The sequence below is a fragment of the Chryseobacterium phosphatilyticum genome (genome assembly GCF_002899825.2).
GTDB classification, from domain to species: Bacteria; Bacteroidota; Bacteroidia; order Flavobacteriales; family Weeksellaceae; genus Chryseobacterium; species Chryseobacterium phosphatilyticum.
This window is the reverse complement of record NZ_PPED02000001.1, coordinates 202,887-221,425: the sequence shown is the minus strand read 5'-3', so window position 1 is coordinate 221,425 and position 18,539 is coordinate 202,887. Positions and strand designations below refer to the sequence as shown.

Here is an 18,539-nt window from a genome sequence, read left to right as displayed (position 1 = left end):
TTGCCCGGTTAACTAATTTACATGAAAAAAACACTCCTATTACTTGCTTTCTGTGCAGGTTCTTTTTATCAATCTCAAACCAACAGATTTACCTATGAACTTCAGTACCGGAAAGATCCCTCACAGGAGTATAGAAGAGATCTGATGAATCTGGATATCAGCCCAAAGTCTGTTAAGTTTTATGATAAAGGCTTCGCTGATTATGATGTGAAAAATAAAAATTCCAGTCAACCAATCTCCCGTTACAGCACAAAAACGGATCAGGTTATCGAAAGAAAACCGGATTCCTTCGACAATAAATGGTACAGGGATTTCTTTGATTATTTTGTGGTGAAAACACATGATGAAATGACATGGCAGGTACTTCAGGAAACTAAGGATTATAACGGATATAAGCTTCAAAAAGCGACAACCCATTTCGGAGGCAGAAGCTGGAGCGCATGGTTTTCTAATGAGATTAATATTAAGGAAGGTCCATATAAATTCAGAGGTCTTCCGGGCCTTATTTTTATCCTTGAAGATGCAGATCAGAATTTTGTTTATCAGTTAATCAATAATGAAAAACTGGGCACAGACTATGACACCAGAGAATTTGTGGAAACTCACTACAGTAAGCCGGCTATTTTGATAACCAATGAAAAATTTAATAAATATATTGAAGATATTTATCAAAATCCCACAAGGATATTTTCTGAAAAAGTAAAAAACGGTGGAAATCTATCTTTTAAAAATGAAAGCATAGAATCTGCTGAAGAACTAAACAAGAAAAAAGAAATGCTCCAGAATGGCATCAAAGGCCGATATATTTATCTTGAAAAAGATAAGGAGCCTGTTTTTAAAAGCTAGACAGGAAACAAAGGAAAAGCGGTCTTAAAGGCCGCTTTTTATTTTTAATTAATTCTCTTTCCTAAAATCTTCAAACTTCTCTCAACTCCATCCAAAATAGCGACATTGGGAAGCGTTCCCCAATCTTCAAATCCGAAATACCTGAATAGCTTTAAACTCGGCTCATTATGAAGAAAAATAAGAGCGACGAGATTATTGACTCCAAATTTTCCAGCGTTATCAATACAATATTGAAGAATGGTTTTACCATATCCTTTTCCCCTGCACGTTTCATCCAGGTAAATACTTACTTCTACCGTCCCGCTATACGCTGCCCTTTCGTGAAATGAGCTGAAACTCACCCATCCCACCACTTGACCTTCAGTATCCTCTACTACCCAAAGCGGTCTTGTATCAGGATTGTGCTCGTCAAACCATTTTTGTTTGCTTTCTACAGAAACCTCTTCCATATCAGCAGTCACCATTCTTGAAGCAATGGTTGAGTTATAAATAGCTACAATTTTATGGAGATCAGCCCTTTCAGCATTTCTGAATTTTAATTTTTCCACGGATGAGATGTTAAATTTAAGTATACAAAAATAATATTTTTACAAACACACCCCTACAAAATAATTATATATTTAAAGAATAAAACGAAAAATCAAAACAACACCCCTTCCAAAATCATGAAAATCTATTAAAAATATATTTATTTAACTTCAAAGCTAAAATTTATTTCAAATCCTTTAAAATTCTGTTCAGGCTTCTCACCGTAATTCCCAGATAGTCAGCCATATCTTCTTTTGAGAGTTGGATCCCTTGTTTTTCCTGCATTGTAAGCAATTGTGTCAGCGTGTGTTCTGTGGTATAAAGTTGCTGGTAAGATGCCCTGCTTGAAGTATTAATCACTCTTTCCGCAAAGCTATCCAACAATAGATTATTCAGGGTAATATCTTTTTGAATCAAAGATTTAAAATAAGGAATACTCACCGAATAGGCAATGATATCTGTCATTGCCTGGATACTACACAGGTAGTTTATATTTTTGATCAACTCCACTTCCCCTATAATCTCACCCATCCCAAGAAATTCAACAATATATTCTTTCCCGTTCTCTTCAGCAACGTAGCATTTGGCAATTCCGTCTTTAATCAGTAACACCTGGGAGGGCTTTTGATCTTGAATTAATATTTCTTTTCCTTGTCCAAAAGATTCCAATACAATATCTTTTTTATGATCCTGCTGATGGTAGAGCTGTTCAAGATACTTTAAAAATTTATGATTCGTCCGTAGCATAGTAATCCGGGACAAATGTCCTTGTTTGATTTATTTTTTATGTTGAATTTTGAAAGCAGAAAATTACAAAACAAAAATGAATAATCAGATCACAACGATTGCTTTTGATGCAGATGATACGCTTTGGATCAATGAACCTTATTTTCAGGAAGCAGAAAAAGAGTTCTGTATATTACTTGAAGATTATTTACCACAACATTCGGTATCTCAGGAATTGTTTAAAACTGAAATGCAAAACCTGCATTTATATGGCTATGGCGTAAAAGGTTTTATGCTTTGTATGGTAGAGACTATTAATAGAGTATCGAATGGAACGGCCTCTCTACAGGTCGTAAGCAAAGCTATTGAATTGGGCCAGGAACTTCTTCAAAAACCCATTGAGCTGCTGGATGGAGTAACGGAAACTCTGGAAAGCTTAAAAGGCAGATACAGGCTTGTAGTGGCTACAAAAGGAGATCTACTGGATCAGGAGCGCAAATTGAAAAATTCAGGATTACAAGACTTCTTTCACCACATTGAAATCATGAGCGACAAGAAAGACCGTGACTATAAAAAGCTTCTGAAGCATCTTGATTGTCAACCTGAAAACTTTCTGATGCTTGGTAATTCAATAAAATCAGATATTTTGCCAGTATTGGAGATCGGTGGATCCGCTGCTCACATTCCATATCATGTAACATGGAGTCATGAACAACATGAACATCGTTTGGAACATAAACATTTCATGGAACTTAAAAGTATTGATAAGATCTTGGAGTATCTATGATTTGATCACTATTATGCTGTAAGTTTTCTGCTTGGGCAGGAATACTTATAACTTCCTTATTATATTTTTTAATCAAAAAAGGCTGTTGATGATCAACAGCCTTTTTAATTATTATTTCTTCAAACACTTTTCAAGGAACTGATCCTGTTCCCATAAAACATGCAGAATATTTTCTTTAGCCTGGTATCCATGAGCTTCTTTAGGAAGAAGAACCATTTTGACCGGTGCTCCAAGATTCTTCAAAGCCTGGAAATATCTTTCTGTCTGCAATGTAAAAGTTCCGGGATTATTGTCTGCATCACCATGTATCAGGAGAAGTGGAGTCTTCATCTTATCTGCATGCATAAACGGAGACATTGTGTTATAAATTTCCGGAACATCCCAATAGTTTCTTTGCTCGCTCTGGAAACCAAATGGAGTCAGTGTTCTGTTGTACGCACCACTTCTGGCGATACCACAAGCAAAAAGCTTGGAATGGGTTAATAAATTGGCTGTCATGAAAGCCCCATAAGAATGTCCCCCCACTGCGACTTTTTTTCTATCAATATATCCTAACTGATCTACAGCATTGATTGCAGCATCTGCATTCGCTACCAGCTGGGTAATGAAAGTATCGTTTGGTTCTGTTTTTCCTTCACCAATAATTGGGAAAGCGGCATCATCCAAAACCGCATATCCTTTGGTCGTCCAATAGATAAAAGATCCATAAGAAGGGAAAGTAAAGTCATTGGGGTTCTGCTTACTCTGTCCTGCCGTATTTTTATCCTTATACTCTGTTGGATATGCCCAAATGAGTAAAGGAAGTTTTTCTTTTTTTGCTTTTCTGTCATAGTTGGCCGGAAGATAAAGAGTTCCGGTCAAAGTAACACCATCATTTCTTTTATAAGTAATCACTTCTTTATAAACATCTTTTATGCTTTCAAAAGGATTGGCAAAATGGGTTACTGCTTCGGCTTTACTGGATTTGATATTTTTTTTAAAATAATTCGGATACAGGCTCGGCGATTGCTGAGTCGTCAAAATCTCTCCTTTTGAAGGGTTTAAAATATCAACAATCCCCTCTTTAGCATTTTTAAGATTTGAGGTATATAGCCTTTTCTTCTTCAATGTTTTTACATCCATTTCATCAATAAAAGGATGCTGCCCGTCTTTTGTAAAACCTGCCCCTATCAGATAGGCCTTCCCGCCTTTCATATCAATAATAGTTCTTCCGTATTGGTTTTTCGTGGTATTGAAATGTCCCGGATCACTGTAAACATCCTGAGAATTTCTATCATCAATCACCTTTGATTCTCCATTATTAAGATCTACCAGGAAAGATTTTGTATTTCTGGTATCATACCATTCTTCTGAAACAATTGCATAATGGTCGTTTGTCCAGTTTACATCTTCATATCTTTGTTTTGTTTTAAAAAAAGACCTTGGAGTAGCTGTAAACGGAGCTTCCCATGTAAAGATTTCGTCTCTGTATTCTGCAGCTTTAGATTGATCACCACCGTCCAGTGCTTCTGCAAAAACCAAAGTTGACGGAGCGTCGCTACGCCATGCCATATCTCTTTTGCCGGTTCTTACGGAAGAAAAGCCTTTAGGCATTATTTCATTTAAAGGAACTTCATTGACCGCTTTTACGGTATTTCCGTTCTTGTCATATACAGTCGTTGTCATTGGAAAACGGTTCAGCGGAACGATATAAGAAAACGGTTTTTTAATGACTGTAGCCAGTAAATAATTCCCGTCGGGAGAAAAACTTAAACCAACATACATATCCTGGTCTTTTACTTTCTTCTGCCCGCCATTAAGGTCTACATTATAGATTTCAGAAGCTGTAAGAACTTCAAAGTTTTTTTCATCCTGAGGATTTCTCAAAAGGTCCTGATAGGTTCTGTTCTGCGATACTTTACCGTCTGCTGTCGAAACAATAGGTCCTGTAGGGAGGTCCTTACCTGCATCAATTAATGCAGCTCTGTTTTGAGGAAGTTTTTTAATCAGTAAACTTTGTGAATCGTTATACCACAGATAAGGCATTCCCAGATTGGCATTCAGATTGTCTTCAGAAATCTTTTTTGCAGATGCTGTTTCCATATCCACGAGCCACAGTTCTACTCCATTATTGGTCGTATTGGTAAAAGCCAGTTTTTTTTCATCCGGAGAGAATGAAATATAGGTGATTTTAGCCTCTGCAGGCAGGTTTTTCACCTGCACTTCATTTTTATCATTGATCTTTCTGATTTTCAGATCATTGAAATAAGTGACAGTACTTGCAATATTAGTAATGGGATTAATCCTTAATCCTCCCAATTTCATCTCCTGTTGGCTAAGATCCTGCAGCGTTTTATAGGTTGGGCGGTAAGTGAAAACAACCCAGTCTTTTTTACTGTTCATCAAAACACCTGGTGGTCTTTGATAATCTGCCAGTTTTAAGATTTCTGCTGAGGGTTTTTGATACGTAATATTCTCCTGTGCATTATAAAAATTGAGAAATGCCAAAAGGCAAATAGTCAGTTTTATCTTCATGTAAATTCATTTTCCACGAATGTAGTGAATTTTAGGAGATTTATAAAATTCAAAAAAACAACACACCAAATAGTGTTGTATTATGTTTTTTAATGTTTTTATATAACAAAAATAGAGCAATGTGAAAAATTTAAGAAAATTATCGAAGGAAACCTGAAAAGAATTCCTGGAGGAAATGTTCCACTATTTGAATCCTGATATATGGCTTGCAGAGTAAGAGACGAAGGCATAGCCCTGTTCTGGAATGCTTACCTCATTGCAATTATTAAAATATAAAAAGGCACCTTAAAGGTGCCTTTTATTTATTGTTGTATTCGTATTACCAGTCTGAAGCTCTCTTTCTTTTTTCTATCATGTGATCTACCGAGAACTTTCCTGCTCCACAAGTAATGAGCAAAAGATAAACGGAAAGATATACAAGAGCCAATTCTCTTTTCTCAAAAGGATCTGCTCCATGAACCACAAAAGCTGCCATAGCCATGGTAAAGATCAAAAACCCTAAAGAAACTCTTGTAAAAAGTCCTAGTATAAGCAAGATAGAACATACAAATTCTGCAAAAACCGTTAAAATCAGAGAGATCTGAGGTCCCATTCCCATAAAGTCAAAAAATTCAACTTTACCGCCTGATAATAAGGTTTGGAGCTTAGGAAATCCGTGGGAAAGCATTGCAAAACCTACGAAAACCCTTACGGCCAATAAAATAATATCTTTAAGTATTGAGCTCGAATTTGAATTATTATAGTTCATGTACTAAAAAATTTATACTAAGGTAATAAAAATCTTTTAATAGAAAGGGGTTTACAGCTTTTTTAGTTTATCTATAGCCGAAATTTTTTAGGTCACGATCATTCTTTCTCCAGTCTTTTTTCACTTTTACAAATAAATTTAAGTGAATTTTTTTTGAAAAAAACTTTTCAAGATCCAGTCTTGCATCCGTTCCTACTTTCTTGATAGCCTCGCCTTTATGTCCGATAATAATTCCTTTTTGGGTATCTCTTTCTACATAAATAATAGAATCTATAAAGATAATCCCTTCTTTTTCTTTAAACTGCTCAGTAACTACTTCTACAGAATATGGAATTTCTTTCTCGTAATTCAGAAGAATTTTCTCACGAATAGCTTCATTCACGAAAAACCTTTCCGGTTTGTCCGTATACTGATCCTTATCATAGTATGCCGGGCTCTCAGGTAATAATGATTTGATTTTAGGTAAAATAATTTCCGTATTGAAAGCATTCAATGCAGAAATAGGAAGGATCTCTGCTTTTGGAATTCTGTTGTGCCAGTCTTCTACCAGTTTTTCAAGACCTGCCTGATCGGTTTGGTCTACCTTGTTTAATAAAAGAAGTACAGGTACAGGAATTTTATTCAATTTATCAATCAGGAACTCTGAAGGTTCTGCCTTATCAGTCACATCTACAATAAACAGGAATACATCGGCATCCTGCAGAGAATCTTTTACAAAATCCATCATTTTCTCCTGAAGTCCATATTTAGGATCCAATACTCCCGGAGTATCAGAAAATACGATCTGAAGATCATCTTCGTTATAAATACCAAAAATTCTGTGACGGGTTGTCTGAGCTTTCTGCGTTACAATCGCCAGCTTCTCACCCATTAATTGGTTAAGTAGTGTTGATTTTCCGGCGTTGGGCTTTCCAACTATATTTACAAATCCTGCTTTGTGCATAAAAATAATATTACGAACTGCAAAGTTACTAAAACAAAATTGGTCTTTAGAGTTAATCTCAATATTTAAACGAAAAAAGAGAGTTATTTATCCCGGTATTGGATTATAAAAGGGAATTACATTATATAATCTTATGACAAATTCGTAATTCCCAAAACATTCTATTTATCATCTTATAAAGATCTAAACCATTTATAATAAATCAAATATTTTGTTGATATTCTCCGAAATGACAAACTACATGGGTAATCGTAGTTCTTGTAGCCTGCCGTGGCTTTTTTCATTTTTTTTCTAATAATTTACTTTTTAATAAAAACCATACGATAATTTTGTATTGCATTACCTAAAACTAATATTTTTGAATATTAGAATTCATCTTTATGAATATAGACCAGATTCTTGACCAAATTTATCTTCTTCCGGAAACATCCAGAAATAGTTTAAAAGCACATATCACAGAAGTTTCATACCCTAAAGGCTTTTGCCTTATGGAAGCAGATAAGGTGATCCCCTATCTCTACTTCATCCGTAAAGGAATGGCACGTGCTTACGCTTCCACTTCTGATAATGATATCACATTTTGGTTTGGTAGTGAAGGACAATGTATACTTTCTATGAAAAGCTATGTAGAAGATAAGCCCGGATATGAAAGTATTGAATTACTGGAAGACTGTGACCTCTACAGAATGGAAACGGAAAATCTGAAGAAACTTTTCAATGAAGATATCCATATTGCCAACTGGGGCAGGAAATTAGCTGAAGCAGAAATGATAAAATCTGAAGAACTTATTATATCAAGACAATTCAAAACCTCTTTGGAACGTTACAAAGACATTATTCAGAACCAACCTGATCTGCTGAAAAGGGTTCAGCTTGGGCATATCGCCTCTTACCTCGGAATTACTCAGGTGAGCTTAAGCAGGATCCGGGCAGAGATTAAGTGAGAAATGTATTTAAAGCAAGGAACAGGAAGAAAGGAGACTAAAAGTTCTTACAGCCTATGACATCATCTTACATTTTATTAATGACTCCAGGGTATTATATATTTGGGCTCAAGCCAATGGATGATTTTCATCTTGAAAACGGACTACAGTCCGCTCCTATTGATATAATGATGTTCTTACCATCAGTATTGGGGATGCAAGCAACAGATACTCAAAGCCATCCTTACCGAATAATGCCCTATTGGTAAAATTGCATGCGATCCCGTATGCAAACCACCGCTACTCCTGGCTTCCAGCAATAAAAAAATCATTTTTTAACAATTGTAAAATTTTTTCTCTGTTCAATTTCTGAAATTTGCAGAAGAAAAATTTACAAAATGAATTGGATCATATTAGTTATCGCAGGATTATTTGAAGTGGCTTTTGCCTCATGCTTAGGAAAGGCCAAAGAAACATCAGGAACCGAAATGTACCTTTGGTACACGGGATTTCTGATAACGATGACCATAAGTATGCTTTTGCTGATCAAAGCTACCCAGACATTGCCTATCGGTACTGCATATGCGGTATGGACAGGAATCGGAGCGGTAGGGACAGCTTTAATGGGTATTTTCTTCTTTAAAGATCCTGTAAGTTTCTGGAGAGTATTTTTTATTGTGACCTTAATTGGTTCTGTGGTTGGATTAAAGGCGGTTTCATCATCCCATTAAAACTTACTTTTCTCTTCAAAAAGGCATAAACATCTATCTATATTTAAATTGAAACCGTCTTCAGTCTGGAGACGGTTTTGCTTTATAAATCCTTTTTATATCTTTGCCGAAAATTTTTAACCATGAAAAAACTTCTACTTCTTTTGGTAGGCGGATTATTATCTGCCCAAACTTCTGAGCTGATTGGCAACAACTGGTATATTTCAAAGATGGTAACAAGCAGCGGACAAACAACCAATACTCCTTTAATTGACAATGGAGTTCCTGCAACGACAATTACATCAGCAGGTGGTCTGAGTTATGTTATCAACTCTAAGTACTACAATACAGCGACCATGCTGTTTTCTATCGTACCCGGCAGCAATAATCTCATGAAAACTGCTCAATCATTTACTTCTTTATTTTATAACGGAGGAAATGCAGGTCCTGTAAGAAATTACGATCAGAAAAACATTGATATTTACGTTAACGGTGCTTATGCATCCATGTATAATTACCAGATCACAACAAATGGTAATGCGAAAACGCTCGTTATTACAGATCCTTCAGGAAATAAGATTTACTATAATAACAGTGCTAACCTGAGTACTCAGGACGTGAAAGCTGTCAAAAAAACATTTAAAGCGTATCCAAATCCTGTAAAAGAAGTTTTAACGATAGAAAATATTGAAAGAAATCTTCCTTTAAAAATATATGATTTATCCGGAAAACTGGTGTTTGAAACCAAAACTAATGACCGTAAAATATCCATTGATACTAACAGTTTGCAAAAAGGACAATATATTTTAATCGTAGAAAACTACCAATCTTTCCCTTTTACTAAAGAATAACAGCTTATTGGCATGATATCAAAACCCCGCTTTCAGTATTTGAAAAACGGGGGTTTGATTTATTTTTTGTATACTACAGGTAAGATTTCATTGCTTCTTAATCCATATTTTTTTATTTCAGCTTCCGAAAATTTTTGTGAATAGAAGTTAGGATCAACTTCAAAACCTGCGTTTCTTAAACGGTCGAAATAATCCATTCCGTACCATCGAACATGGTCGTATTGTCCAAAATGTTTCTGACGTTCTTTCGGATCTTTAATTGTGAAATCTTCATAGGTTTTTTGCAGTGAATTTTTCATAGGAACCTGAAGAATTCCCCATCCGCCTGGCTTCATCACTCTATACAACTCACTCATTGCTTTGGCGTCATCTTCAATATGTTCCAGAACGTGGTTACAGAAAACAATATCAAAACTTGCATCTGCAAAAGGTAAATCAAGAATATCTGCCTTTACATCTACAATCGGAGAGTATAAATCTGCTGAAATATAATTCAGGTTACTCATTCTCTTAAATTTCCTTAGAAATTCCTGCTCGGGAGCAATATGCAGAACTTTATAACTTTTAATAAAAAATTCGGTTTCATTCTGAAGATACAGCCACATCTGACGATGTCTTTCCAGACTTAATGTTCCGGGGGAAAGCGCATTTTCTCTCTGCTTTCCGTATCCATAAGGAAGGAATTTACGATAAGATCTTCCGTCAATAGGGTCATAGAACTCTTCTCCTTTGAAGAACTGATAGATCAATGGCCTTGCCCAGATGCTCATTTTAATAAGCATCGGACGTGGAATTTTATTGAGTAAAAGCTTAGTAATCTTTTTCATTAAAAATCCAGTTGGAACGGCTTTTCTTCGTCACTTACGATACCTAAAGCTTCATAAACATATTCAAATGTTGAAAGCAATACCGGTTTACCGTTGATAACAGCAACATCATGTTCAAAGTGAGCAGATGGCATATTATCTAAAGTAGTTACCGTCCATCCGTCATTATGGAATTTTACTTTTTCAGTTCCAAGGTTGATCATAGGTTCAATGGCGATGGCTAATCCGTCTTTGATCACTTTTCCACTTCCTTGTTTTCCATAATTAGGTACCTGCGGATCTTCATGCATTTTTCTTCCCAAACCATGTCCTACAAGTTCTCTTACAACTCCGTATCCTTCTTTTTCACAATGTGCCTGAATGGCATGAGAAATATCTCCGATTCTTTTTCCCCTGATACATTGCTCAATACCTTTGTAAAGAGATTCTTTGGTAACCTGTAGCATTTTTTTAACTTCAGGCTTTACTTCTCCGATTTCAAAAGTGTAAGCATGATCTCCTACAAATCCGTTCAAAATAACTCCACAGTCTACGGAAAGGACATCGCCTTCTTTCACTATTTCATTATTTGGAAATCCATGAACTACCTGTTCGTTTGGAGAAATACACAAAGAGTTTGGAAAGCCCCCGTATCCTAAAAATGCAGGTTCAGCCCCATGATCTTTAATAAAATCATAGGCTAACTTATCCAAATATAAAGTTGTAATTCCCGGTTTAATCTCTTTTGCCAACATTCCCAATGTTTTAGAAACTAATCGGGCACTCTCCTTCATCAGACGTAATTCGTCTATCGTTTTTAATTGAATCATTGTATTAATTTACCAATGTATTAATGGATCAGTGTAACAATATTTTATTGACAACCTGGTACACTGTTGAATTGTTATGTTTTATCTTACCAGAAAAGTCCTTTTTTCTTTTCTTTTTTAATTTTTGAATAAGCAAGAACTTCTTTTCCTTCTACACGGAATTCTATTCTTTCCTGAATAATATTGTAGATTTCGCCCCATCCCGGGAATCCGCCTAGATTTCTATCATCGATGAACCAGTCTGCATCCAGTTTTCTGGATTGATTTTCAGAGTCAAAAACTTCTCCTTCAAAACTTGAATTTATGGCATAAAATTCAATTCCGTTCTGTTTGCAGAATTCTACGGCTTCATCTAACGTTTTTCCGTGTCTGTATGTCCAAAGAATTAATCGATATCCCTCAGCCTGAAGTTTTCTTAAGGTTTCAAAAGCAAAGGTTTTCGGCTTTCCAATTGCCGGATAAGCATCATCAACAATAGTTCCGTCAAAGTCAACAGCAATCTTTTTATTATTTAACATTTTGTTCTTTTTTTAGCTTTGCAAAGATAAGAAATAAAAAAGAGTGCCAAAAAGAAAGGCACTCAATACTTTTATATTTTAAATAAATGGGAAACTCTTAGCTTTTAACCCAGGTAAACTGGAACTGAAGATCCGGAGTAGAAACTCTGTCTGTGATCTTCTGTAGTCTTGCAGGAAGTTTCATTAAATATTCCTGAGCTTTTTCCGCCTTTTCTGTAAGACCTTTTACGTGCTCAATTTTCCATTCATCCAGCAAATCTTTCATAATATTGATATAATCATTACCGGTATATACCATACATCTTTGCGCTGCATCTGAGAAATGCCCCCATAGTTCTCCTGCTTTCTGCCCTGACTGTCTCATCAGGTGAGCCGGCATAACGATTTTCTTACGCATCATATCTTCAAATGCAAGAATCATTTCTGAAGGATCAATTTCAAGAATTTTAGCAACAAAGTGCTTGTACGCTTTAGCATGTCTTGCTTCGTCTGCTGCAATTACCCCACACATTTTAGCCAATTTTCCGTTTCCGGATTGTTTAGCTAATGTACCTACTCTTCTGTGAGAAATGTTGGTAGCAGTTTCCTGGAAACTTGTATAAATAAAGTTTCTGTACGGATCCATGCTGGTTCCAAGATCAAAGCCGTCATTGATCAGGTACTGAGTGGTAATTTCAACTTCTCTCATGTTTACTCTTCCACACAGGTAAAGGTATTTATTTAATAGATCTCCGTGTCTGTTTTCTTCGGCAGTCCATGCTCTTACCCAATTGGCCCATCCTACTTTTTCTTCCTGATTGATTCCGTCAACCCCCATCAACCATGATTCATAAGAAGGAAGTGCTTCTTCTGTGATACAGTCTCCAATTAATGTTACGAAAAGATCGTAAGGCATTTCACGGGCAAAAGTCTGAATTTCTTCTAAATCATGTTTAAATTCATCACTTGAAGGATCTGGTAAATAATCGGAAGGTTGCCAGATCTTTTCGATTGGCGTTAAAAATTTATCAAGAAAAGAACCTACTTCCTTTTCCAATATTCCCATTACTTCTTTCCTAACAAGCTTTTGATACATTTTACTATTCAGTTTTAATTAACAAAGATATGATTTATTTATTATTTGGCGCATAATAAAGTATGCAACTCATACCTTATCTGACATAAATCATAAAAAAATGCCGATACACAAGTATAACGACATTTTTTTATGATTATTATTGAATATTAGTCAACCAAAACATCTCCTGTCATCGCATCCGGTATTTGTACACCCATTACCTGAAGGATTGTAGGGGCTACATCACCAAGTTTTCCAGGCTTCAGATTCCAGACATGGTCTTTATCCATTACGATAAAGGGGACAAGATTGGTAGAGTGCTGAGTATTTGGAGTTCCATCAGCATTAATCATTACATCAGAGTTTCCATGGTCTGCCAGAATGAAAACAGCATATCCGTTTTCATAAGCAGCAGTGGCCACTTTCTCAATACATTGATCTACCACCTCAGCAGCTTTTACGGCTGCTTCAAAAACCCCGGTATGACCAACCATATCTGTATTGGCAAAATTTAAACATACAAAATCTGCAGTTCCTTGTTCCAGCTCCGGTACGATAGCATTCGTAATATCATATGCTGACATTTCCGGCTTCAGATCATAGGTAGGAACATCTTTTGGACTCGGACAAAGTAATCTTCTCTCACCGTTAAATTCCTCTTCTCTTCCACCAGAGAAGAAAAAGGTAACGTGAGGATATTTTTCAGTCTCCGCAATTCTGATCTGAGTTTTACCATTCTTTTCAAGAATTTCTCCCATTGTTTCCGTTAAAACATTTTCATCAAAAACAACCTGAACATTCTGGAATGTTTTATCATAATTGGTCAACGTAATATAATAAAGGTTGAGCTTTCTCATGTTATATTCGGGGAAATCCTTCTGGGAAAGAACTTCTGTAATTTCTCTACCTCTGTCTGTACGGAAGTTGAAACAGATGACTACATCATTATCTATAATTTTTGCTACAGGCACTACATTTCCGGTAGCAGTCGTATTTACCAGAATAATGGGTTTAAGGAATTCATCTGTGATATTCTCTTCATAAGAAGCCTTAATGGCTGCAAGCGCATCCTTTGTTTCCTCTCCTACTCCTTCTACAAGGGCATCATAAGCCAATTTTACACGTTCCCATCTTTTGTCTCTGTCCATTGCGTAATATCTGCCTACAACCGTCGCCAGTTTTCCGATGGTTGCCTCCATATGCTGTTGAAGCTCGTCGATGAAGCCCAGCCCTGAATGCGGATCACAATCTCTACCATCTGTAAATGCGTGAACAAATACATTGTCATTCAGACCGGATTCTTTAGCGGCAGTTAACAGCCCCTTTAAATGATTGATATGTGAATGTACTCCTCCATTGGAAACCAGTCCGATGAAGTGTACTTTTTTATTTTCTTTTTTAGCATATTCAAAAGCATCCTGAATTACTTTTTCCTGGCCCAACGTTCCGTTTTCAACAGCCATATTCAATTTAACCAGATTTTGATAAACCACTCTTCCTGCTCCAAGGTTCATATGGCCTACTTCAGAATTTCCCATCTGACCAGCCGGAAGCCCCACCGCTAAGCCACTTGCTTCAAGGGTAGTATGTGGAAATCTTTTAAAACAGCTATCTATAAATGGTGTATTTGCTTTGTCTATGGCGGAAACGTCCGGGTTTGTTCCTAATCCCCATCCGTCAAGAATTGCTAATATTGCTTTTTTCGACATTTTGTAAAACTTTTGTTATACAAATTTACCTAATTTTCGATGAACAGAAGAATTTGGTGTTCCTAATTTTATCCCATCCTCATAGTCAATCATATAAATATTTTAAATGAAGGAAAAACATGTAAGGGAACCAGTCTCTCCTTCTTTAAAAGATACAAATTTTACCGTTACTCTCAAAAAATCTTTTTAATTTTGCTCTATGGATTTACGAGATCAATTGAAGAACCTTTTTCCTGAACACGAAGAGCAGGATTTTGAGATGCCTGAAGAAGCATTCAAACAGAAAGAACCTTTGGTATGCAAATTTGAGAAAAAAGGGAGAAATGGAAAGCCTGTAACTATTGTTGAAGGCTGGGAAGGCAGTGAGGAAGACCTTAAAAAAATCTCAAAGAAAATAAAAACCACCTTAGGAATAGGCGGTTCTGAGAAGGATGGAACGATCATCATTCAAGGAGATAACCGTGATAAAATAATGAATATCCTTAAAGAAATGGGATACAAAACCAAACGTGTTGGCGGATAGATTTAGAAATAAATCCGGGTATCCGGCAGTAAGGTTTTTAATTTTTCAATTGTAGATTTTCCTATAGGATTTCCTGTAAGAATCAAAGTTTTCAGATTTTTTAATTCTTTGATTTCTGCAGGGATATCTTTTAAATTATTGTTAGCCAGGTTCATACTGACTATATTTTTCAATCCTTTTATTCCGGAAGAAATTGTGGTGATATTATTTCCACTTATGTTCAGGTATTCAAGATTCTCTGCCTTAAACAGATTTTCCGGAAGTTTCACAATAGCATTCTGCTGAAGTTCAAGATATTTTAATTGTTTGGGAAAAGACAAATTCGCTAAATCGTTAATCTGATTATCAGAAAGGTTTAAAAACTTTAGATTTTTGATCTTATACAAACCATCAGTGATGAAACTGATTTGATTTCCCTGAAGGTTAATTTCTTCTAAAGAAGGAATTTCCATCAATGCTTCAGGAAAGACATTCAGGTTATTGGCATCAAAGTGAACCGATTTCAAATGTTGTAATTTTGCAACATTGGGATTAATACGGGTAAGACCGTTGAGATTCATAGAGAATGTCGTCAGTTTTTGAAGCTGGTTGATTTCATCAGGAATATATTTAATGCTGTTTTCATTAACATTTAAGATCTCCAGTTCTTTCAATACAAATATTTGTTGATCCATTTTCTCCAACTTGTTGCCCATAATATTCAAAAAGAATACTGAATCAAGTTTAGCCAGCTGGGGTGGCAGATTAAATAATCCTTTTTCCCTGAAGCTGATACTATAAACAGTCTTCTTACTACTTAAAGCATCTTCAATATTGGTATAAGTAGGATATTTCACAGGATCAATCTGAGCTTTGGCCTGAGAAATGAATAGGAAAGAGGTGAATACAAACAGTTTTTTCATAGATAGAAAATGTTTTCCGGCAACTTCGTTGCCGGAAAACTGGATTTAATAATAATTTACTTTTTTAAAAGTTTTACTGTTTTCTGGAAACCTCCTTCTGCTTCGATATTTAATATCAAAATTCCGGATGCTTCCAATTGCTGAGTAAAGTCAAGGTCCAATACTTTATTTGAACCTGTAAATTTCTTAGTATGAATGATTTTCCCGTCCATGCTGTAAGCTGTTACAGAAATATCTTTCAATCCTTTTGAAGAATTGATTTTAACAAGCCCTGAAGTTGGGTTTGGTGCTACTGTTACTGTATTTTCGGTCGTCTTATTTTCGATTGTTCCTAAAGAACCTTCCGTTCCTAAATTATTTTTAAGTGCAATAACGATTGTCGCAGATTTCCCTCTGTAATCAATGGTATTTCCTGTAGCGTCAACATCGGTAGCAATGGTAGAACTTGGATGCTGAATAGAGAAGAAACCAAATTTGTGATCAGGAGTAAATGTAAGTCCTGTCGGTTCTGCTCCTGCCGGCATTGAAGCAAACAGTCTTACCTTAGGATTAGCAGGTGTGTGATCCGGAGCAATTACCCAGATATAGTTCTTCCCCCCATCCTGAAGTACCCAAAGGTTTCCAAGCTCATCAAAAGTAAGGTTGTCGTTTCCATCTCCCCAGGCTTCAGATTTCATACCCTGAGCAGTATTGAAAGAATATACGGACGACGCTCCTCCTACAAATGTTTCTACCTGAGAAGCTGTAGTCCCGTTATCCTGTAAACGATATACTCTGTCTAAACCTTTTGCGGTGAAATAAATCTTCCCATCCAACGGACTGATGTCCACATCTTCCACTCCATTAAATTTTGTTCCTCCTGCAGTTTGTGCTGCCGCTGCTGTATTGTTTTGATCTTGTTTCAGTTTATTGGGAACCGGCATCCATGTGGCTGTAGTTCCGGCAGGATCACCGGCAGCAGTTAATCCCTGATCTAATTTTAATACAAACAGATTTCCTGAAGAAAGGTCATTTGGAGTATCCATTACATATTTATATACCATATGTGTACCACCATCTTCACCATAGTATGCTATGGTTCCAGCATTATTGATCACTACGTTTTCGTGATTCATAATTCCCATTTGCCATAGCTTTCCTTTGGTTCCATCAGGATTTTTAGAAATCACCTGAGCGGTTGCAGGATCTATTTCTACAAGCCATCCGTAATCTTTATATCCATCACCATTCACGTCACTGGAAGTCACAGATTCTTCAGCAGTAACTACGGTTCCCCATGGAGTAATTCCTCCCGAACAGTTTCTGATGGTTTGCACAAGACCAGGATCTGAAAAGTTTACAGCTCTTGACCTCGTCAACTGCCATAGTTTGGTACCTGCATTATAATTGATTTCTGCCATGGTAACCCCACCCGGATTCGTTTCGTGGTTCACAGAAAGGTATCCATTGGTACTGCTTCCTGTTTTTGCAACATATGCTGTAAAATCATTTTGTCCCCCTACCAGGCCGCCACCTTCTGTATAATTATCACCTTCTTTCAGAACAAGCTGATATTTGTGTTCTGCAGGGATAATAAGCTTATTGGTTTGTGCAGTAGGAACAATTGAAGTAAAGCAGCTGATGTGAGTACTGTTACACGCTACCGGCGTAGTGGTATTCGGAGTTGTTTTCAGGTAAGCATCAATTCTAAGATCTGAACTCGTTACACTTCTGTTATGCAATTCAACAGAAATTCTGTTGACTCCGTTTACAAATTTTGATTTTGGAATCGAAAAGATGTTATATACATTCTCTGCCGCACCATCAATTGTAGTACTGGAAAATGTATTGAATGTAATAGTGCCTGCAGGCATATTATCACGTACCACTTCTTCCCCGTTAAGGTATACGATAATACCGTCATCTCTCATTACCCCCAGTTCCATATTGTCTGAAAGTGTAGATACATCTACAGTAAAGTCTTTCGCAAAATAAGCTGTAGTAAGGCCGGAATTGATAGTTGTGGTTACAGGATCCCCGTATCCTAAGGGACCATTTCCTGTTGCCCATGAAGACACATCATAGGTTTTACTTTTCCATGCATCCGGCTGCGCCTGATTGTTATCTTTGTAACTCCAGGATGCGCCTTTATCAAAGAGTAAGGTTTGTGCATGCATAGTAGTGCCTGCAAATAGAGCCAGGGCTCCAATTGTTAGTAGTTTTTTCTTCATTTTACTTCTATTTAAATACTCTGCAAAACTATTTTTTTACGACTACTACTCTGTTAATTGGAGTTTAAATATGAACGTGAGAATATTAATTAATTTGAAACCAAATGTTAAGGGGATTAAATTTTCATTAAATAGTCTGGATACGGGGAAGGCAGTTTCAGGACGAGATGAGCGAGCCGGGATGCAAAGTATAAATATAGGTATAGATGTTGTTTTTGTCTACATATGAGAGGCTGAACTGCAATTAGATTATAATTGTCTTAGACTTAGTTGATGTCCAAAAATAGGCGGTACCCTTATACAACAAGAAGTTTGATTTTTTTATAGTCATTAAGAATTTATCTCATCTTTAAAATCACTCAAACCTCTCATTTTTATAGGAAAAAGACCATTTACCTCTCAAACTCA

Annotated in this window: 19 protein-coding genes; 7 read left to right on the top strand and 12 right to left on the bottom strand. The window is 36.3% G+C overall.

Annotated features, from left to right (window positions below; all coding sequences use genetic code 11):
• Nucleotides 1–21: 21 nt before the first annotated feature.
• Nucleotides 22–846 (top strand): GLPGLI family protein, encoded by an 825-nt coding sequence (locus C1631_RS00985; protein ID WP_109709829.1) that lies wholly within the window; start codon nt 22–24, stop codon nt 844–846.
• A 44-nt stretch (nt 847–890) separates the two neighbouring features.
• Here C1631_RS00985 and C1631_RS00980 read toward each other — a convergent pair whose 3' ends face one another.
• Complete coding sequence (locus C1631_RS00980) at nt 891–1,394, bottom strand: GNAT family N-acetyltransferase (RefSeq protein ID WP_109709827.1); 504 nt, start codon at nt 1,392–1,394, stop codon at nt 891–893.
• 163 nt (nt 1,395–1,557) lie between these two features.
• The gene (locus tag C1631_RS00975; RefSeq protein WP_103248592.1) at nt 1,558–2,121 is read right to left on the bottom strand and encodes a Crp/Fnr family transcriptional regulator; all 564 of its coding nucleotides are present in this window, start codon (nt 2,119–2,121) and stop codon (nt 1,558–1,560) included.
• A gap of 76 nt (nt 2,122–2,197) precedes the next feature.
• Between C1631_RS00975 and C1631_RS00970 the strand changes: the two genes are divergently transcribed.
• Nucleotides 2,198–2,887, top strand: coding sequence for an HAD family hydrolase (locus C1631_RS00970; RefSeq protein WP_109711403.1), 690 nt, complete (start codon nt 2,198–2,200; stop codon nt 2,885–2,887).
• Between the two features lie 111 nt (nt 2,888–2,998).
• On the opposite strand, the gene C1631_RS00965 is transcribed toward C1631_RS00970, so the two are convergent.
• The 3 genes from C1631_RS00965 to era all read right to left on the bottom strand — a co-directional run bounded on the left by C1631_RS00965 (nt 2,999) and on the right by era (nt 7,092).
• Nucleotides 2,999–5,401, bottom strand: a complete 2,403-nt coding sequence (locus C1631_RS00965) for a S9 family peptidase (RefSeq protein WP_109709825.1) — start codon at nt 5,399–5,401, stop codon at nt 2,999–3,001.
• A 319-nt stretch (nt 5,402–5,720) separates the two neighbouring features.
• Nucleotides 5,721–6,149: a DoxX family protein gene (locus C1631_RS00960; protein WP_109709823.1), complete on the bottom strand. Its 429-nt coding sequence runs from the start codon at nt 6,147–6,149 to the stop codon at nt 5,721–5,723.
• 67 nt (nt 6,150–6,216) lie between these two features.
• Nucleotides 6,217–7,092, bottom strand: a complete 876-nt coding sequence (era, locus tag C1631_RS00955; RefSeq protein WP_109709821.1) for a GTPase Era — start codon at nt 7,090–7,092, stop codon at nt 6,217–6,219.
• Nucleotides 7,093–7,472: 380 nt separating this feature from the next.
• Between era and C1631_RS00950 the strand changes: the two genes are divergently transcribed.
• The 4 genes from C1631_RS00950 (at nt 7,473) to C1631_RS00940 (ending at nt 9,576) form a co-directional block, all read left to right on the top strand.
• Nucleotides 7,473–8,036 carry a Crp/Fnr family transcriptional regulator gene (locus tag C1631_RS00950; protein ID WP_109709819.1) on the top strand — a complete coding sequence of 188 codons (564 nt, stop codon included), beginning with the start codon at nt 7,473–7,475 and terminating at the stop codon, nt 8,034–8,036.
• A 56-nt stretch (nt 8,037–8,092) separates the two neighbouring features.
• The gene (locus C1631_RS23835; RefSeq protein WP_123966548.1) at nt 8,093–8,284 is read left to right on the top strand and encodes a hypothetical protein; all 192 of its coding nucleotides are present in this window, start codon (nt 8,093–8,095) and stop codon (nt 8,282–8,284) included.
• A 129-nt stretch (nt 8,285–8,413) separates the two neighbouring features.
• The gene (locus C1631_RS00945; RefSeq protein ID WP_027375222.1) at nt 8,414–8,746 is read left to right on the top strand and encodes a DMT family transporter; all 333 of its coding nucleotides are present in this window, start codon (nt 8,414–8,416) and stop codon (nt 8,744–8,746) included.
• 122 nt (nt 8,747–8,868) lie between these two features.
• Entirely contained in the window at nt 8,869–9,576 is a 708-nt protein-coding gene (locus tag C1631_RS00940) for a T9SS type A sorting domain-containing protein (protein ID WP_109709817.1), read from the top strand.
• Nucleotides 9,577–9,635: 59 nt separating this feature from the next.
• Here C1631_RS00940 and C1631_RS00935 read toward each other — a convergent pair whose 3' ends face one another.
• From C1631_RS00935 to gpmI, 5 genes are all read right to left on the bottom strand, one after another.
• The gene (locus tag C1631_RS00935; RefSeq protein WP_109709816.1) at nt 9,636–10,403 is read right to left on the bottom strand and encodes a class I SAM-dependent methyltransferase; all 768 of its coding nucleotides are present in this window, start codon (nt 10,401–10,403) and stop codon (nt 9,636–9,638) included.
• Nucleotides 10,403–11,212 carry a type I methionyl aminopeptidase gene (map, locus tag C1631_RS00930; RefSeq protein ID WP_109709814.1) on the bottom strand — a complete coding sequence of 270 codons (810 nt, stop codon included), beginning with the start codon at nt 11,210–11,212 and terminating at the stop codon, nt 10,403–10,405. Before map ends, C1631_RS00935 begins: the two co-directional genes overlap by 1 nt.
• A gap of 86 nt (nt 11,213–11,298) precedes the next feature.
• The gene (locus C1631_RS00925; protein WP_103249252.1) at nt 11,299–11,730 is read right to left on the bottom strand and encodes a BT0820 family HAD-type phosphatase; all 432 of its coding nucleotides are present in this window, start codon (nt 11,728–11,730) and stop codon (nt 11,299–11,301) included.
• A gap of 97 nt (nt 11,731–11,827) precedes the next feature.
• Complete coding sequence (locus C1631_RS00920; protein WP_109709813.1) at nt 11,828–12,805, bottom strand: acyl-ACP desaturase; 978 nt, start codon at nt 12,803–12,805, stop codon at nt 11,828–11,830.
• Nucleotides 12,806–12,954: 149 nt separating this feature from the next.
• Complete coding sequence (gene gpmI / locus C1631_RS00915) at nt 12,955–14,496, bottom strand: 2,3-bisphosphoglycerate-independent phosphoglycerate mutase (RefSeq protein WP_109709812.1); 1,542 nt, start codon at nt 14,494–14,496, stop codon at nt 12,955–12,957.
• A 199-nt stretch (nt 14,497–14,695) separates the two neighbouring features.
• Here gpmI and C1631_RS00910 point away from each other — a divergent pair, with 199 nt between their 5' ends.
• Nucleotides 14,696–15,019, top strand: coding sequence for a translation initiation factor (locus C1631_RS00910; protein ID WP_103249481.1), 324 nt, complete (start codon nt 14,696–14,698; stop codon nt 15,017–15,019).
• Nucleotides 15,020–15,021: 2 nt separating this feature from the next.
• Here the strand turns inward: C1631_RS00910 and C1631_RS00905 are convergent, their stop codons facing one another.
• Both C1631_RS00905 and C1631_RS00900 read right to left on the bottom strand, forming a co-directional pair.
• The gene (locus C1631_RS00905; protein ID WP_109709811.1) at nt 15,022–15,921 is read right to left on the bottom strand and encodes a leucine-rich repeat domain-containing protein; all 900 of its coding nucleotides are present in this window, start codon (nt 15,919–15,921) and stop codon (nt 15,022–15,024) included.
• 56 nt (nt 15,922–15,977) lie between these two features.
• Nucleotides 15,978–18,131 (bottom strand): alkaline phosphatase PhoX, encoded by a 2,154-nt coding sequence (locus C1631_RS00900; RefSeq protein WP_109709810.1) that lies wholly within the window; start codon nt 18,129–18,131, stop codon nt 15,978–15,980.
• Nucleotides 18,132–18,539: the final 408 nt, after the last annotated feature.

What these genes read in the sequence shown, in the direction of transcription:
- C1631_RS00985 (WP_109709829.1), top strand. Translation starts at nt 22, where the DNA reads ATGAAAAAAACACTCCTATTACTTGCTTTCTGTGCAGGTTCTTTTTAT.
- C1631_RS00975 (WP_103248592.1), bottom strand. Translation starts at nt 2,121, where the DNA reads ATGCTACGGACGAATCATAAATTTTTAAAGTATCTTGAACAGCTCTAC.
- C1631_RS00970 (WP_109711403.1), top strand. Translation starts at nt 2,198, where the DNA reads ATGAATAATCAGATCACAACGATTGCTTTTGATGCAGATGATACGCTT.
- C1631_RS00965 (WP_109709825.1), bottom strand. Translation starts at nt 5,401, where the DNA reads ATGAAGATAAAACTGACTATTTGCCTTTTGGCATTTCTCAATTTTTAT.
- C1631_RS00960 (WP_109709823.1), bottom strand. Translation starts at nt 6,149, where the DNA reads ATGAACTATAATAATTCAAATTCGAGCTCAATACTTAAAGATATTATT.
- era (WP_109709821.1), bottom strand. Translation starts at nt 7,092, where the DNA reads ATGCACAAAGCAGGATTTGTAAATATAGTTGGAAAGCCCAACGCCGGA.
- C1631_RS00950 (WP_109709819.1), top strand. Translation starts at nt 7,473, where the DNA reads ATGAATATAGACCAGATTCTTGACCAAATTTATCTTCTTCCGGAAACA.
- C1631_RS23835 (WP_123966548.1), top strand. Translation starts at nt 8,093, where the DNA reads ATGACATCATCTTACATTTTATTAATGACTCCAGGGTATTATATATTT.
- C1631_RS00945 (WP_027375222.1), top strand. Translation starts at nt 8,414, where the DNA reads ATGAATTGGATCATATTAGTTATCGCAGGATTATTTGAAGTGGCTTTT.
- C1631_RS00940 (WP_109709817.1), top strand. Translation starts at nt 8,869, where the DNA reads ATGAAAAAACTTCTACTTCTTTTGGTAGGCGGATTATTATCTGCCCAA.
- C1631_RS00935 (WP_109709816.1), bottom strand. Translation starts at nt 10,403, where the DNA reads ATGAAAAAGATTACTAAGCTTTTACTCAATAAAATTCCACGTCCGATG.
- map (WP_109709814.1), bottom strand. Translation starts at nt 11,212, where the DNA reads ATGATTCAATTAAAAACGATAGACGAATTACGTCTGATGAAGGAGAGT.
- C1631_RS00925 (WP_103249252.1), bottom strand. Translation starts at nt 11,730, where the DNA reads ATGTTAAATAATAAAAAGATTGCTGTTGACTTTGACGGAACTATTGTT.
- C1631_RS00920 (WP_109709813.1), bottom strand. Translation starts at nt 12,805, where the DNA reads ATGTATCAAAAGCTTGTTAGGAAAGAAGTAATGGGAATATTGGAAAAG.
- gpmI (WP_109709812.1), bottom strand. Translation starts at nt 14,496, where the DNA reads ATGTCGAAAAAAGCAATATTAGCAATTCTTGACGGATGGGGATTAGGA.
- C1631_RS00910 (WP_103249481.1), top strand. Translation starts at nt 14,696, where the DNA reads ATGGATTTACGAGATCAATTGAAGAACCTTTTTCCTGAACACGAAGAG.
- C1631_RS00905 (WP_109709811.1), bottom strand. Translation starts at nt 15,921, where the DNA reads ATGAAAAAACTGTTTGTATTCACCTCTTTCCTATTCATTTCTCAGGCC.
- C1631_RS00900 (WP_109709810.1), bottom strand. Translation starts at nt 18,131, where the DNA reads ATGAAGAAAAAACTACTAACAATTGGAGCCCTGGCTCTATTTGCAGGC.